At 73.2% G+C, this 16147-nt stretch carries 2 protein-coding genes; both read right to left on the bottom strand.

The window, feature by feature from the left end:
• A partial coding sequence (locus tag AC3CF1_RS32610) for a type I polyketide synthase (protein ID WP_488452020.1) occupies positions 1 to 5955 on the bottom strand: 5955 nt, incomplete at its 3' end.
• 33 nt (positions 5956 to 5988) lie between these two features.
• Positions 5989 to 16038 (bottom strand): type I polyketide synthase, encoded by a 10050-nt coding sequence (locus AC3CF1_RS32605; RefSeq protein WP_488452019.1) that lies wholly within the window; start codon positions 16036 to 16038, stop codon positions 5989 to 5991.
• Positions 16039 to 16147 lie beyond the last annotated feature (109 nt).

Raw genomic sequence — 16147 nt, 5'->3', positions numbered from 1 at the left:
GAGGTGGTCGGTGAGTCGGGTTGCCTGTGCCCGCAGGGCGTCGTGACTACGAGCGGAGATCAGCCACGGCACCACCGGGTGCGGTGCGGCGACCGGCTGGTCGGTCGCGGCCTCGACGGTCGGGGGTTCTTCGAGAATCAGGTGGGCGTTGGTGCCGGAGAAACCGAATGAGGACACACCCGCGCGGCGTGGCCGGTTGGTCTGTGGGTGCCAGGGGCGGGTCTCGGTGAGCAACCGCACCTCACCGGTGGACCAGTCGACCTGCGGAGTCGGCTCGTCCACATGCAACGTCGCTGGCAACACATTGTGCTTCAGGGCCTGGACCATCTTGATGACACCCGCGACACCGGCGGCGGCCTGGGTGTGACCGATGTTCGACTTCACCGACCCCAACCACAACGGCTCACCACCAGCACGGTCCTGCCCATACGTGGCCAACAACGCCTGCGCCTCGATCGGATCACCCAACCTGGTGCCCGTGCCATGCGCCTCCACCACATCAACATCAGCAACACCCAGGCCAGCGCTGCCCAACGCCGAACGAATCACCCGCTGCTGCGACGGACCATTCGGCGCCGTCAAACCATTCGACGCACCATCCTGATTGACCGCACTACCGGCCACCACCGCCAACACCGGATGCCCAAGACGCACCGCATCCGACAAACGCTCCACCACCAGAACACCAACACCCTCACCCCACGCCGTGCCATCCGCCGCCGCCGCGAACGCCTTACACCGCCCATCACCGGCCAACCCCCGCTGCCGCGAAAACTCAATAAACGTCCCCGGCGTCGACATCACCGTCACACCACCGGCCAGAGCCAAACCACACTCCCCCGACCGCAACGCCTGCACCGCCAAATGCAACGCCACCAACGACGACGAACACGCCGTATCAACAGTGACCGCCGGACCCTCCACCCCAAGAACATAAGAAACACGACCCGACAACACACTCGCCGCATTACCCGTCCCCAGGAAACCATCAGCCTCCCGCGGCACCGCCAACAACAACGTCGAATAATCCTGACCATTGGTCCCCGTGAACACACCAACCGGAGAACCCCGCAAACCCAACGGATCCACACCCGCCGACTCCAACGCCTCCCACGACACCTCCAACAACAAACGCTGCTGCGGATCCATCGCCAAAGCCTCACGCGGCGACACCCCGAAAAACGACGCGTCGAACCCCGCCACACCCTCCAAAAACCCACCCGACGACACATACGACGTCCCGAACGACTCCCCATCACCGACCAACCCCGACAGATCCCAACCCCGATCCGACGGAAACTCCACCACCCCATCACCACCAGAAACCACAAAATCCCACAACTCATCCGGCGAACCCACACCACCCGGAAAACGACACGCCATACCCACAATCGCCACCGGCTCATCCACCACCGAACCCGCTACTACCTCCGCAACAACACCCTCATCCCCACCCAACAACGACCCCAAAAACCCCGCCAACACACCCGCCGACGGATAATCAAAAACAACACTCGACGGCAACGACAAACCCGTCGCAGCGGCCAACCGATTACGCAACTCCACCGCGGTCAACGAGTCGAAGCCGAGTTCCTTGAACGGTTGGTCGGCGTCGATCAGGCCGGCACCGGTGTGCCCGAGGACGGCAGCGGCGCTGGTGAACACCAGGTCGAGCAGCTCGCGGGACCGCTCCTCGGCGCTCATCGCGGCGTACCGGCCGGCGGCCGGCGCCGCCGGCTCAGCGGTGGCGGCCTGGAGGCGAATGTGGTCGGGCAGCGCGCTGACCAGGGGGCGGACGCGGGCCGACGCGTACATCGGGAGGAAGCGGTCCCAGTCGACGTCGGCGATGGTCACGCAGGTCTCGTCGTGGTCGAGGACCGACTGGAGGCCGGAGAGAGCCAGCTCCGGGTCGAGGGTGAGCAGGCCACGCCGGCGTAACTGCTCGGTGATGTCCGGGTCGTCGGCCATGCCACCGCCGGCCCAGACGCCCCAGGCGACCGAGGTGGCTGCGGCACCACGGGCGCGGCGCCACTGGGCGAACGCGTCGAGGAAGGCGTTGCCCGCCGAGTACGCGGCCTGTCCGCCACTGCCCCAGACGCCGGAGATCGAGGAGAACAGGACGAAGGTGCTGGGTTCGTCGCCGAGCGCGGCGTCCAGGTTGATCGCACCGGCGACCTTGGCGGCCAGGACCGCGTCGAGGTCGGCGTCGGTGGCGGTGGCAAGGTCGGTGTGGTGGTCGACGCCGGCGGCGTGCACCACGGTGCCGATCCGCTCGCCGTCCGCCCGCAGTCGCTCGACCAGCCGGTTCACCTCTGCGGGGTCGGCGACGTCGCAGGCGGTGACGGTCACCCGGGCGCCGTGGCGGCGGACCTCGGCGGCCACCAGATCGGCGTCGGGGGCGTGGATGCCCCGTCGGCTGACCAGGACCACGTGTTCGGCGCCGCGGACCGCGACCCAGCTCGCCACCCGGGCACCGAGGCCGCCGGTTCCGCCGGTGATCAGGACGGTGCCGCGCGGCAGCCACGCGTCGCGGGGCGCGGCGGCGGTGTGCGGGTCACGCAGCAGGCGACGTACGTAGGTGCCGGAGCCGCGTACCGCGATCTCGTCCTCACCACTGCCGTGCAGCGCGGCGACGACCCGTTCGGCGGCGCGCTGGTCCAGCTTCTCCGGCAGGTCGATGAGGCCGCCCCAGAGGTGGGGGCGTTCCAGGCCGAGGACACGGCCGAGACCCCAGGCCAGGGCCTGGCGGGGCGCGTCGAGGTGGTCGGCGCGGCCGGTGGAGACGGCGCCCCGGGTGGCGGCCCAGAGTGGTGCTTCCAGGCCCGCGTCGGCGCAGGCCTGCGCGGTGGTCAGGAGGGTCGCCGCCGGGTCGAGCGCGGGGTCCAGGGCGAGGAGGGACAGGATGCCGTCGGTGGGCCCGGCGGCGCGCAGTCGCTCGGCGAGAGCGCCGCGCTCCGGTGTCACGGTGAGCACCGTGGTGTCGCCGAGGACGGTCAGCAGCGTCGCGTTGACGTCGACGTCGACGCTGGTCAGCACGAGCCAGCGACCGGTGGTCGGCGTGCGGGGCGAGCCGGTCAGCGGCTCCCAGCCGATCCGGTAGCGCAGCGTGTCGAGCACCGCGTGGGTGTGCCGTCGCCGCCGCCACGCGGAGAACGCCGGCAGCAGCGCTTCCAGGGTTTCGCGGTCCTCGTCCGAGCCGAGGCCCAGGGTTTCCGCGAGGAAGGCGGTGTCCTGGCGCTCGATCGCCGACCAGAAGTGCCCGTCGGCCGGATCACCGGCCGTTTCCGTCCGCTCGGCGGGAGGCGAGGTGAGCCAGTACTGCTGCCGCTGGAAGGCGTAGGTGGGCAGGTCGACCATGCGCCCGCCGGTCAGGCACGGCGTCCAGTCCACCGCGACGCCGCGCACGAAGACCTGAGCCAGGGCGGTCAGCAAGGCGGTCGGCTGGTCGCGGTCAGAGCGTTGCACGGGTACGAACACCGCGTCGGAAACGCAGTCCGCGCCCATGGCCGACAGGACCCCGTCCGGGCCGATCTCCACGAACGTGCTGACGCCTGCGGACTCCAGGGTGGCGATGCCGTCGGCGAACCGGACTGCTTCCCGTACGTGCCGCACCCAGTAGCCGGCGTCCTGCGTCTCCGCGAGCTGCCCGGTCACGTTGGACACGACCGGGATCCGGGGCTGCGCGTAGGTCAACGTTTCGGCGATCTGTGCGAATTCGGCGAGCATGGGCTCCATCAGCACCGAGTGGAACGCGTGGCTGACCCGCAGCCGCTTGGACTTCTTGAAGTTCGCCGCCACCGCGGCGACCTCGTCGGCGGCCCCGGACAGCACCACCGAGCGCGGGCCGTTGATGGCCGCGACGGACACGCCGTCGGTCAGCAGCGGCAGCACCTCCGCCTCGGTGGCCCGAACCGCGACCATCACCCCACCGGTCGGAAGGGCCTGCATCAGCCGACCCCGGGCGGCAACCAGCTTCGCCGCGTCGGCGAGGGACAGCACCCCGGAAACGTGCGCGGCCGCGATCTCACCGATCGAATGCCCCACCAGGAAGTCCGGGGTGACACCGAGCGACTCGACGAGGCGGAACAGGGCGACCTCGACCGCGAACAGCGCCGCCTGGGTGTAGACCGTCTGGTCCAGGGCCTCCGCGTCGTCGGCGATCACGTCGCGGATCGGCCGGTCGAGATGACGATCCAACTCCGCGCAGGCCGCGTCGAACGCCTCGGCGAACGCCGGGAACGACGCCGCCAACTCCAAGCCCATGCCCGGCCGCTGCGACCCCTGACCGGAGAACACGAACGCCGTCTTCCCACGCACCACCGACCCGACGACCGGACCCAACTCACCAGCGGCAACCGCCGCCAACTCCTCCGACCCGAACACCACCGCCCGATGCGCGTGCAACGACCGCGACGACACCAACGAGAACCCGACATCCACCGGATCCACACCCGCCACCGACGCCAACCGCGACGCCTGACCCCGCACACCCTCCGGCGACCGGGCCGACAACACCCACGGCACCCGTGCCGGCAGGACGGCCGCGTCCCGCTGCGGGACGTCGGCGGCCGGCGGTTCCTCGATGATGACGTGCGCGTTGGTGCCGGAGACCCCGAAGGACGACACGCCCGCCCGGCGCGGCCGGTCCTCGGTGCCGGGCCACGGCCGGGCCGTGGTGAGCAGTTCGACAGCGCCCGCCGACCAGTCCACCTGTGGCGTCGGCTCGTCCACGTGCAGCGTTCGCGGCATGGTCTGGTGCCGCATCGCCATCAGCATCTTGATGATGCCGGCGACACCGGCGGCGGCCTGGGTGTGCCCGATGTTCGACTTGATCGACCCCAGCCACAGCGGCTCGTCGGCGGAGCGGTCCTGGCCGTAGGTGGCGATCAGGGCCTGCGCCTCGATCGGGTCGCCCAGGGTGGTGCCGGTGCCGTGTGCCTCGACGAGGTCGACGTGCTCGGCGGGGACGCGGGCGTTGGCCAGGGCGCTGCGGATGACGCGTTGCTGGGCCGGACCGTTCGGGGCGGTCAGGGCGCTGCTGGCGCCGTCCTGGTTGACTGCGGTGCCCCGGACGACGCCGAGGACGCGGTGGCCGTTGCGGACCGCGTCGGAGAGCCGTTCCAGGAGGAGCATGCCGGCGCCCTCGGCCCAGCCGGTGCCGTCGGCGGCGGCGGCGAACGACTTGCACCGGCCGTTGGTGGAGAGGCCGCGCTGCTTGCTGAAGTCGACGAACACGACCGGGGTGGCCATCACGGCGACGCCGCCGGCCAGGGCGAGGGAGCATTCCCCCTGACGCAGAGACTGGACCGCCAGATGCAGGGCGACCAGCGACGACGAGCAGGCGGTGTCGACGGTGACCGCCGGCCCCTCCAGCCCCAGGGTGTACGCGACCCGCCCGGAGGCGACACTGCCGGAGTTGCCGGTGCCGAGGTAGCCGGCGACGTCGTCCGGGATGCTGCTCAGGTTGACCGCGTAGTCGTGGTACATGACCCCGGCGAACACCCCGGTACGGCTGCCGCGCAACCCGGTCGGGTCGATGCCGGCCCGCTCGAAGGTCTCCCAGGACGTCTCCAGCAGCAGGCGCTGCTGCGGGTCCATGGCGATGGCCTCGCGCGGTGAGATGCCGAAGAAGGCCGGGTCGAACTGGCCCGCCTCGTGCAGGAAGCCACCCTCGTGCGTGTACGACGTCCCGGGGTGGTCGGGGTCCGGGTGGTAGAGCGACTCCAGGTCCCAGCCGCGGTCGACGGGGAACTCGGTGATGCCGTCCCGCTCGTCGGCGACCAGGCGCCACAGGTCCTCGGGCGTCTCCACACCGCCGGGGTAGCGGCAGGCCATGCCGATGATCGCGATCGGCTCGCGATCGCGCTCCTCCATCTCGCGCAACCGCTGACGGGTGTCGCGCAGGTCGCTGGTGGCGCGCTTGAGGTAGTCCAGGAGCTTGGCTTCGTCGGCCATCAGAACGTCACTCCCCGTCGGTGTTTCATGCGGTCAGGCAATGCCGAGTTCGTCGTCGAGGAGGTCGAACAGCTCCTCGGCGGTGGCGCCGTGCAGGGCGCCGCTGTCGTGTGCAGGGTTGGCGCCGGCCCAGGCGTCGAGCAGGCTGTGCAGGCGGGCGGCGACCTTGGACCGGTCCGGGTCGTCGGCGCTGACGGCGGCCAGGCCCGCTTCGAGGCGGTCCAGTTCGCCGAGCACCGACAGGGCGGAGGCGGCACGTTCGTCGAGCAGTTCGTCCTGCAGATAGCGGGCCAGCGCCGCGGGCGTCGGCTGGTCGAAGACGATCGTGGCGGGCAGTCGCAGACCTGCGGCGGCGGCGAGCCGGTTGCGCAGGTCGACGGCGGCGAGGGAGTCGAGGCCGCACTCGACCAGCCCGCGGTCGGGCTGGATGGCGTCGGCGGAGGCGTGACCGAGGACCGCGGCGACCTGGGTCTGCACCATCTCGAGCAGAATCTGCGGCCGGTCGGCGGGTGCCGCGCCGACGAGTCGCCGTTTGAGCGCCGCACCGGGCTCGGCGGCGTCGGCGGAGTTCTCCGCGACCCGGCGGGCGGGTCGACGGACCAGGTTGCGCAGCAGCGGCGGCACCGGGCCGTTGCCGGCCGCGACGGCCGGCTGCAACCCGATCGGCAGGACGACGGGAGTGCCGGCGCCCACCGCCGCGTCGAACGCGGCGAGGCCGGTCTCGGCGGTGAAGGGGGTGATGCCGAAGCTGGTCATCCGGCTGATGTCGGCGTCGCTGAGCTGCCCGGCCATTCCACCGCCGACCGCCCACGGCCCCCAGGCGAGGGAGATCGCGGTGAGGCCGTGGTGGCGGCGGTGCCGGGCGAGTGCGTCCAGGTAGGCGTTGGCCGCGGCGTAGTTGCCCTGTCCCGGGCCGCCGAAGCTGCCGGCCGAGGAGGAGAACAGGACGAACGCGGTCAGGTCCCGGGTGAGCTGGTGCAGGTTGCGGGCGGCGTCGGCCTTGGCGGCCAGGACCGCGGCGACCCGCTGCGGGGTCAGGGAGGCGAGGACACCGTCGTCGACGATGCCGGCGGCGTGCACGACGGCGGTGAGCGGGTGCTCGGCCGCGACGGCGTCGAGGGTGTGGGCGAGCTGTTCGGCGTCGGCGGTGTCGCAGGCCGCCACGGTGACGGTCGCGCCGAGCCCGGTCAGCTGCCCGGTCAGTTCGGCGACACCGGGCGCGTCCGGTCCACGTCGGCTGGTCAGCAGCAGGTGCCGTACCCCGTGGGTGGTGACCAGGTGCCGGGCCAGCAGGCCGCCGAGGGCGCCGGTGCCGCCGGTGACCAGGACCGTGCCGTCCGGGTCGATGCCCAGGCCGGTGGGGGCGGCGGTGGCCCGGGTGAGCCGCGGCGCGTAGGCGCAGCCGTCGCGGAGCGCCAGTTGCGGTTCGCCGCCGGCGAGGACACCGGGCAGGCTGGCCGCGGAGAGCGGCGAGTCGTCGACGTCGGCGAGCACGATTCGGTCCGGGTCCTCCGACTGCGCGGAGCGGATCAGGCCCCAGGCGGCGGCGTACGCCAGGTCGGGGGCGTCGACACCGGGGTCCGGGTCGACCGCGCCGCGGCTGAGCAGGATCATTCGTGCCCCGGCGAAGGCGGGGTCGGCGAGCCAGCGTTGGGCGAGCGCCAGCCAGGCGTCGACCGCCGGGCCGGGTGCGGCCCCGCCGGCCTGCGCCGGGACGAAGACCAGGTCCGGTACGGCGCCCGAGGCGGCCAGCGCGTCCAGGTCCGGGTAGTCGTCGACGAGGGATCCGACGGCGGCCGCGGCGTCGGCCACGAACCCCTCGGGTGCGCCGATGACGGCGTACCGGCCGCCGGTGGGGGCGGCCTGCGGTTCGACGGGTGTCCAGTCCACAGTGAACAGCAGGGCCTCGTCGGTCGGCTGCCGCAGCTGGTTGACCGAGACCGGCCGCAGCACCAGTTTGCCGATCGTGGCGACCGGCTGCCCGGTCTGGTCGGCGAGGTCGATGCGGACCCCGTCGTCGCCGTTGGGGACGATCCGCACCCGGGCCACGGCGGCGCCGGTGGCGTGCAGGCCGATGCCGGTCCAGGAGAACGGCATCCGGCTCTGGGTGGGGCTCAGGCCCTGCTGCGCCTCGGCCGCCATGCCGAGGCCCATGGCGTGGGTGGCGGCGTCGAGCAGCGCCGGGTGCACGCCGTAGCGGGTGGCTTCGGTGGCGGTCGGCTCGGCCAGTGCGACCTCGGCGTAGATCTCCTCGCCGCGTTGCCAGGCCGCCCGCAGGCCCTGGAAGGCCGGGCCGTATCCGTATCCGAGCTGGGGCAGGAAGTCGTAGAGGAAGTCGACAGCGATCGGGGTGGCGTCGGTGGGCGGCCAGGTCTCGTCCGCGTCGGGTTCTCCGACCGGCACCGAGGAGGCGGTGCCGGCGGCGTGCCGGGTCCACGGACCGTTGTCGTCCCGGTCCGGGCGGGAGTGCACGCTGAGGGTGCGTCGGCCGTCGGCGTCGGCCGGGCCGACGCGGACCTGTAGCCGGGTTCCGGAGTCGTCCGGGATGACCAGCGGCGCTTCCAGGGTGAGTTCCTCGACCTGGCCGCAGCCGGCGTGGTCGGCGGCGTGCGCCGCCATCTCGACGAAGGCGGTGCCGGGCAGGATCGCGGTGCCCAGCACGGTGTGGTCGGTGAGCCAGGGTTGCAGGGCGGTGGCCAGTCGGCCGGTGAACAGCACCTCACCGGTGTCGGCGAGCGTCGTGACGGTGTGCAGCAGCGGGTGCCCGGTGCCGCTGTCGGCGGGATCGGCCGGGTCCGGACGCAGCCAGTAGGGCTGGTGTTGGAAGGCGTACGTGGGTAGCGGGATGCGGTGTGCGTCGGAGCCGGCGTAGACCGCCGTCCAGTCCGGGTCGGCGCCGCGGGTCTGCAGCCGGGCGAGTGCGGTCAGGACGGTGACCGGCTCCGGGTGTCCGGTGCGCAGCGCGGCGACGGCGACCGCCGCCCGGCCGGGCTGGTCGGCGAGGGTTTCCTCGGCCATCGCGGCCAGCACCGGGTCCGGGCCGAGTTCGAGCAGCGTACGGACCTGGCGCTGGTGGAGTGCGAGGACCGCGTCCGCGAAGCGGACCGTCTCCCGGGCGTGCCGCACCCAGTAGTCGGGCGAGGTGAGCTCGGCAGTGGTGGCGAGTTCGCCGGTCAGGGTGGAGACGATGGGGATCTGCGGCGGGTGGTAGGTCACCGCGGCCGCGGCCCGCCGGAACTCACCGAGCATCGGGTCCAGGTGCGGCGAGTGGAAGGCGTGGCTGACCTGGAGCCGCTTGGCCCGCCGCCCGGTGTCGCGCCAGTGCGTCACGAGCTGTTCGACCGAGGCTTCGTCCCCGGAGACCACAGTGGAGGTCGGACCGTTGACGGCGGCGACGGTGATCCGGCCGTCCACCCCGTCGAGTGCGGCGAGCACCTCCGCCTCGCCGGCCTGGAGGGCGGCCATCGCACCGCCGGCGGGCAGCGCCTGCATGAGTCGGCCGCGGGCTGCGACCAGGGCTGCCGCGTCGGCCAGGTCGAGGACACCGGCCACGTGGGCGGCGCTCAGCTCGCCGATCGAGTGCCCGGCCAGGTAGTCGGGGGCGATGCCCCAGTGGGCGAAGAGCCGGAACAGGGCGACCTCGACGGCGAACAGCGCCGGCTGGGTGTACTCGGTGCGGTCCAGCAGGTCGGCGTGTGCCGGGTCGAGGACGAGGTCACGGACCGACCGGTCGAGGTGGGCGTCCAGGTGGGCGCAGACCGCGTCGAACGCGTCGGCGTAGACCGGGTACGCGTCGTACAGCTCCCGGCCCATCCCGGCCCGCTGGCTGCCCTGCCCGGTGAAGAGCACCGCGGTGCGCCCGTCGACGGTGACGTCGGTGCTGAGCGCGGGAGCCGTGGTGTCGTCGCGCAGGGCGGTGAGGCTCAGGCGTACCTCGTCGAGGTCGGTCGCGACGATGGTCGCGCGGTGGTCGAGGGCCGCGCGGGTCGTGGCCAGTGACCAGCCGAGGTCGGTGAGGTGCGCGGCGGGCTCGTCGGTGAGGTGGTCGAGCAGCGCCGCCGCCTGCGCCCGCAGGGCGGGGGCGGTCGCGGCGGAGAGCGTGACCGGTACGGCGGGAAGCGACCCACCGCCGGTCGGCGCCACCGGTGCCGGGGCCGCCGGGTGTTCCAGGATGACGTGGGCGTTGGTGCCGCTCACGCCGAACGACGAGACGGCGCCGCGCCGGGGACGACCAGTGTCCGGCCAGTCGCGGCGCTCGGTGAGCAGCTGGACGGTGCCGGCGGACCAGTCGACGTGCGGTGACGGCTCGTCGGCGTGCAGGGTGCGGGGCAGCACCCCGGCCCGCAGCGCGAGGACGGTCTTGATGACTCCGCTGACGCCGGAGGCGGCCTGGGTGTGGCCGATGTTGGACTTCAGCGAGCCCAGCCACAGCGGGTCGGCCTCGTCGCGGCCGGAACCGTAGGCGTTGATGACGGCCTGCGCCTCGATCGGGTCGCCGAGGACGGTGCCGGTGCCGTGCGCCTCGACCACGTCGACGTCGGCAGCCGTGAGTCCGGCATCGGCGAGCGCGGCGTGGATGACCCGTTGCTGGGCGGGGCCGCTCGGGGCGGAGAGGCCGTTGGAGGCGCCGTCCTGGTTGACCGCGCTGCCCCGGATGACGGCGAGGACCTGGTGGCCGTTGGCCTCGGCGTCGCGGAGCCGTTCGACGACCAGGACGCTGACGCCCTCGGCCCAGCCGGTACCGTCCGCGTCCGCGCCGAAGGCCTTGCACCGGCCGTCGGCGGCCAGGCCGCGTTGCCGGCTGAACTCGACGAAGACCATCGGGTTGCCGATCACCGCGACGCCGCCGGCCAGGGCCAGGTCACATTCGCCGCGCCGCAGCGACTGGGCGGCCAGGTGCAGGGCGACCAGCGACGACGAGCAGGCGGTGTCGACGGTGAGCGCCGGCCCTTCGAGGCCGAGCGCGTACGAGATGCGGCCGGAGATGACAGCGGTGGCGGTGCCGGTGAGCAGGTAGCCCTCGGTGCCCTCGGGGGCGTTGCGGACGCCCGCGCCGTAGCCCTGGCTCGACGCGCCGACGAACACGCCGGTCCGGCTGCCGCGCAACGAGTGCGGGTCGATTCCGGCCCGTTCGAAGCCCTCCCAGGCCGTCTCCAGGAGGAGCCGCTGCTGGGGGTCGGTGGCGAGCGCCTCGCGGGGGGAGATGCCGAAGAAGTCGGCGTCGAACTCGGCGGCCTCGTGCAGGAATCCGCCGGAGCGGGTGTAGCTGGTGCCGGGGTGGTCCGGGTCGGGGTGGTAGAGGGCTTCCACGTCCCAGCCGCGGTCGGCCGGGAAGTCCCCGATCGCGTCGCGGCCGTCGAGCACCAGTTGCCACAGGTCGTCCGGGTTGCGGACGCCGCCGGGCAGGCGGCAGCTCATCGCCACGATGGCGACCGGCTCGTCGGTCGTGGCGGGAGCCGTGGTGGGGTTCGCCGACGGGGCCGGAACGGTGCCGGCCACCTCGTCGCGCAGCAGCCTGGCGATGGCCTGGACGTTGGGGTGGTCGAAGGCGAGCGTGGTGGGCAGCCGCAGGCCGGTCGCGGTGCAGAGCCGGTTCCGGAACTCGACAGCCGACAGGGAGTCGAAGCCGAGGTCACGCAGTGCCCGGTCCGGGGTGACGGCGGAGGCGTCGGCGTGCCCGAGCACCGCGGCGGCCTCGCCGCGCACCAGGTCGACCAGGAACGTGTCGCGTTCTCCGGGTGTCATCCCGGTAAGTCGCTCGCGCAGCCCGGCGGCCTGGCTGTCGTCGTCGGGAGCCGCGGCGGACAGCGCGGTGCGGGCGTCGTCCAGGTCGGCGAGCAGGGCGCTGGGCCGTCCGACGGTGAAGGACGGGGCGAACCGGTCCCAGCGCACGTCGGCGACAGTGACGGTGGCCTCGCCGAGCCCGACTGCCTGCGCCAGCGCGACAGTGGTCTGCTCGGGCGGCATCGGCGGCAGGCCGCGGCGCAGCAGGTGGTCGGCGGTCTCCTGTTTGGTGGCCATACCGCCGCCGCCCCAGGCACCCCAGGAGACGGCGGTAGCGGCGCAGCCGCGGGCCCGGCGGGCCTCGGCGAGCGCGTCCAGGTAGGCGTTGCCGGCGGCGTACGCGATCTGCCCGCCGCTGCCCCAGGTGCCGGCGACCGAGGAGAACAGCACGAACGCGTCCAGGTCGTCGGGCTCACCGAAGAGCCGGTCGAGGTTCGCGGCGCCGGTGACCTTGGCGTCGAGCACGTGGGCAAACTCGGCGAGGGTGACGTCGGCGATCGGCGTGTGCTGGGCGACACCGGCGGTGTGGATGACGGCACGGATCGGGTCGCCGGCCTCGGCGCTGTCGCGGACCAGCGCGGTGATCGCGTCGAGGTCGGCGACGTCGCACGCGGCGACGGTGACCCGCACACCGGTCGCGGTGAGTTCCTCGGTCAGCTCGGCGGCCCCGGGCGCGGCCGGACCCCGCCGGCTGGTGAGGATGAGGTGGTCGGCGCCGTTGTGGGCGAGCCACCGGGCGAGTTCGGTGCCGATGCCGCCGGTGCCACCGGTGATGAGGACGGTGCCGGTCGGCTGCCAGGTGGGCGCGGTGCCGGTGGCGGCGCGGGTCAGCCTGCGGGCGAGGACACCGGACGAGCGCACGGCGACCTGGTCCTCGACGCCGTCGCCGGCGGTGATGCCGGTCAGGACCGCGCAGAGCCGGTCGGCGGCCCGCTCGTCGAGGGCTTCCGGCAGGTCGACGAGACCGCCCCAGGAGGCGGACTGTTCCAGGGCGGCGACCCGGCCGAGGCCCCAGACGAACGATTGCGGGACCCGGCGTACCGGGTCGGCCGGACCGGTCGAGACCGCGCCACGGGTGGCCGCCCAGACCGGAGTCTGCGGGTGGGTCTCGCGCAGGGCGGCGAGCAGGGCGGTGGTGGCGGCGGTGCCCCGGGTGAGGGCCGGGTGCTGGTCGGTGGGGTTCTCGTCGAGGGCGAGCAGGGACAGGATGCCGACCGGGGCGGCGCCGTCGAGCGCCCGGGCGAGTTCCGCCTCGGGGGTGACGGTGACAGTCGCGCCGGCCCGGGTCATCCGGTCGGTGATCGTCGAGACCAGGTCCTGGTCGGTGCCCGCCGGCACGAGCAGCAGCCAGCCGCCGTCGAGTCGCGGCTGCGGCAGGTCGGTGCGCGGTCGCCAGGTCACCCGGTAGCGCCAGGTGTCCAGCGCCCGGTGCTCGCGGCGTCCCCGACGCCAGTCGCCCAGTTGCGCGACGGCGTCGTTGAGGTGGCCCATGCCGAGACCGGTCAGGTCCCCGTTGTCGACGGCCGCCCAGAACTCGGCGTCGACCGGGTCGGCGGCGACCAGCTCGGGGGCCGGGTCCGGCCAGAACCGGCGCCGTTGGAAGGCGTACGTGGGCAGGTCGGTGCGCCGGGCCTCGGGCAGCACGGTGGACCAGTCGACGGGGGCGCCGACGACGTGCGCCTCGGCGAGCGCGCGGACGATCCGCCGCTGGTCGCCCTCGCCACGGCGCAGCGTGTGCAGGACCGGGGTGGTGACCGTGTCGCTGATCCCGGCGGTCAGCACCGGGTGCGGGCTGATCTCCAGGAAGAGACGGTTGCCGGCGGTGGCCGCTGCGGTGACGGCCTGGTCGAGGCGGACCGGGTTGCGCAGGTTGGCGTACCAGTAGCGGGCGTCGAGGGCGCCGCCGTCGGCGAGGGCGCCGGTGACGGTGGACAGGAACGGCACCGACGCCGGGCCGGCGGTGATGCCGGCCAGCGCGCTGGTCAGTTCGGCCGCGACCGGTTCCACGGCGTCGCAGTGCGAGGCGTAGTCGACAGCGACCCGTCGGGCCCGGACGCCCGCCGTCTCGCACCGGGTCAGGAAGGCGTCCACGGCCTCGGCCGGGCCGGCGACCACGACGGCGGACGGCCCGTTGGCGGCGGCGATCGTGACGCCGTCGGCCAGCAGGTCCTCGACGGTGCCGAGCGGGGCGCTGACCGAGACCATGCCGCCGGTGCCGGCGAGCTGGAGCAGGGCCCGGCTGCGCAGCGCGACGACCTTCGCGCCGTCCCGGAGGGACAGCGCGCCGGCCACGACCGCGGCGGCTATCTCACCCTGGGAATGGCCGATCACCGCCGAGGGGGTGACGCCGTGGCTGCGCCAGAGTTCGGCCAGCGACACCATCACGGCCCAGAGCGCCGGCTGCACCACGTCGACCCGGTCGAGCAGGCCGGGGTCGTCGGAGCGGAGCACGTCGAGCAGGTTCCACTCGACGTGCGGGCTGAGCGCGTCGGCGCAGGCGGCGATCCGGTCGGCGAAGACCGGCGCGGTGTCGAGCAGGTCGGCGGCCATGCCACTCCACTGGGAGCCCTGGCCGGGAAAGACGAAGACCACCTCGGCGTCACCGACGGCGGTGCCGGTGACGACGTCGGTGTCGGTGGTGCCGCCGGGTGTGGCGAGGGCGGCAAGGCCGGCCCGGTGCCGCGGGCCGAGGACGACCGCGCGGTGGGCGAGCACCGAGCGGGCGGTACGCAGCGTGTGCGCGACGTCCGCCGCTGCGGTGCCGGCGCCGGGGCCGTCGAGGTGGGCGGCCAGCCGCGACGCCTGGTCGCGCAGGGCGTCGGCGGTGGCGGCGGAGATCAGCCAGGGAAGCTCCCCGGCGCTCGGTGCGACCGGCTCGGCCGGCTCCACCACGGAGGCCGGCTCGGCGGCCGGCGCCTCCTCCAGGATGACGTGGGCGTTGGTGCCGGACATCCCGAACGACGACACCCCAGCGCGGCGCGGCCGCTCGCCGGTCGGCCAGGGACGTTCCTCGGTGAGCAGGCGCACGTTGCCGGCGGTCCAGTCGACGTGCGGGGTCGGCTCGTCGACGTGCAGGGTCCGGGGCAGCGTCTCGTGCCGCAGCGCCTCGACCATCTTGATGACACCGCCGACGCCCGCAGCACCCTGGGAGTGCCCCAGGTTGGACTTGAGGGAGCCGAGCCACAGCGGACGATCCTCGGGCCGGTCCTGGCCGTACGTGGCGATCAGCGCCTGGGCCTCGATCGGGTCACCGAGCACGGTGCCGGTGCCGTGCGCCTCGACGGCGTCCACGTCGGCTGTGGTCAGCCCGGCGTTGGCGAGAGCCTGCAACACGACGCGCTGCTGGGCGGGGCCGTTGGGGGCGGTGAGCCCGTTGGACGCGCCGTCCTGGTTGACGGCGGAGCCGCGCAGCACGGCGAGGATCGGGTGGCCGTTGCGTTGGGCGTCGCCGAGCCGCTCCAGCATGAGCAGGCCCACGCCCTCGGACCATCCGGTGCCGTCCGCGGCGCCGGCGAACGACTTGCACCGTCCGTCCGGGGCGAGACCGCGCTGGCGGCTGAAGCCGATGAACGCGGTCGGCGAGGCGAGGATGGTGGCGCCGCCGGCCAGGGCCAGGTCGCACTCGCCCAGGCGCAGCGCCTGACCGGCGAGGTGCAGGGCGACCAGCGACGACGAGCAGGCGGTGTCCAGTGTGACGGCCGGTCCCTCCAGGCCGAGCAGGTACGCGACGCGGCCGGAGATCACGCTGGGCGCGGTGCCGGTGAGGAAGTAGCCCTCGCTGCCCTCGGGCGGGTTCTGCTGGAGCAGCGAGACGTAGTCCTGGGTGCTCGGGGTGCCGGCGAAGATGCCGGTTCGGGTGCCGCGCAGGTGGTGCGGGTCGATGCCGGCCCGTTCGGTGGCCTCCCACGCGGTCTCCAGCAGCAGCCGCTGCTGCGGGTCCATCGCCATCGCCTCGCGCGGGCTGACGCCGAAGAACTCGGCGTCGAAGGCGGCCAGGTCTGCCAGGAAGCCGCCGTCGCGGGTGTAGCAGGTGCCCGGGTTGTCGGGGTCGGGGTGGTAGAGCCCGTCGAGGTCCCAGCCGCGGTCGGTGGGGAATGCGCCGATGCCGTCGCGTCCCTCGGCGACCAGCTGCCAGAGGTCCTCGGGGCTGTGCACCCCGCCGGGATAGCGGCACGCCATGCCGATCAGGGCGATCGGCTCGGAGCCGGCCGACTCCAACTCCCGAATGCGTTGACGCGCCTTGTGCAGGTCGGTCGTCACCCATTTCAGATAGTCCCGGAGCGTTTCTTCGCTTGCCATACGATGCCACCTCTTCAAGGCAGAGCGACCCGGAATGAGCTGGGCCGGAATACGGCGATCCGCAATCAGGACGCTATGGAAGCCCTGGTGGGCCAACAACCCCTGCGGG

The sequence above is a fragment of the Micromonospora sp. MGP-C2 genome, assembly GCF_057766525.1.
The sequence above is the reverse complement of the archived record's forward strand: the minus strand, read 5'-3'. Positions and strand labels throughout refer to the sequence as shown.

Bases quoted from the DNA above. Each gene is read 5' to 3' on its own strand.
- AC3CF1_RS32605 (WP_488452019.1), bottom strand. From the start codon at position 16,038: ATGGCAAGCGAAGAAACGCTCCGGGACTATCTGAAATGGGTGACGACC.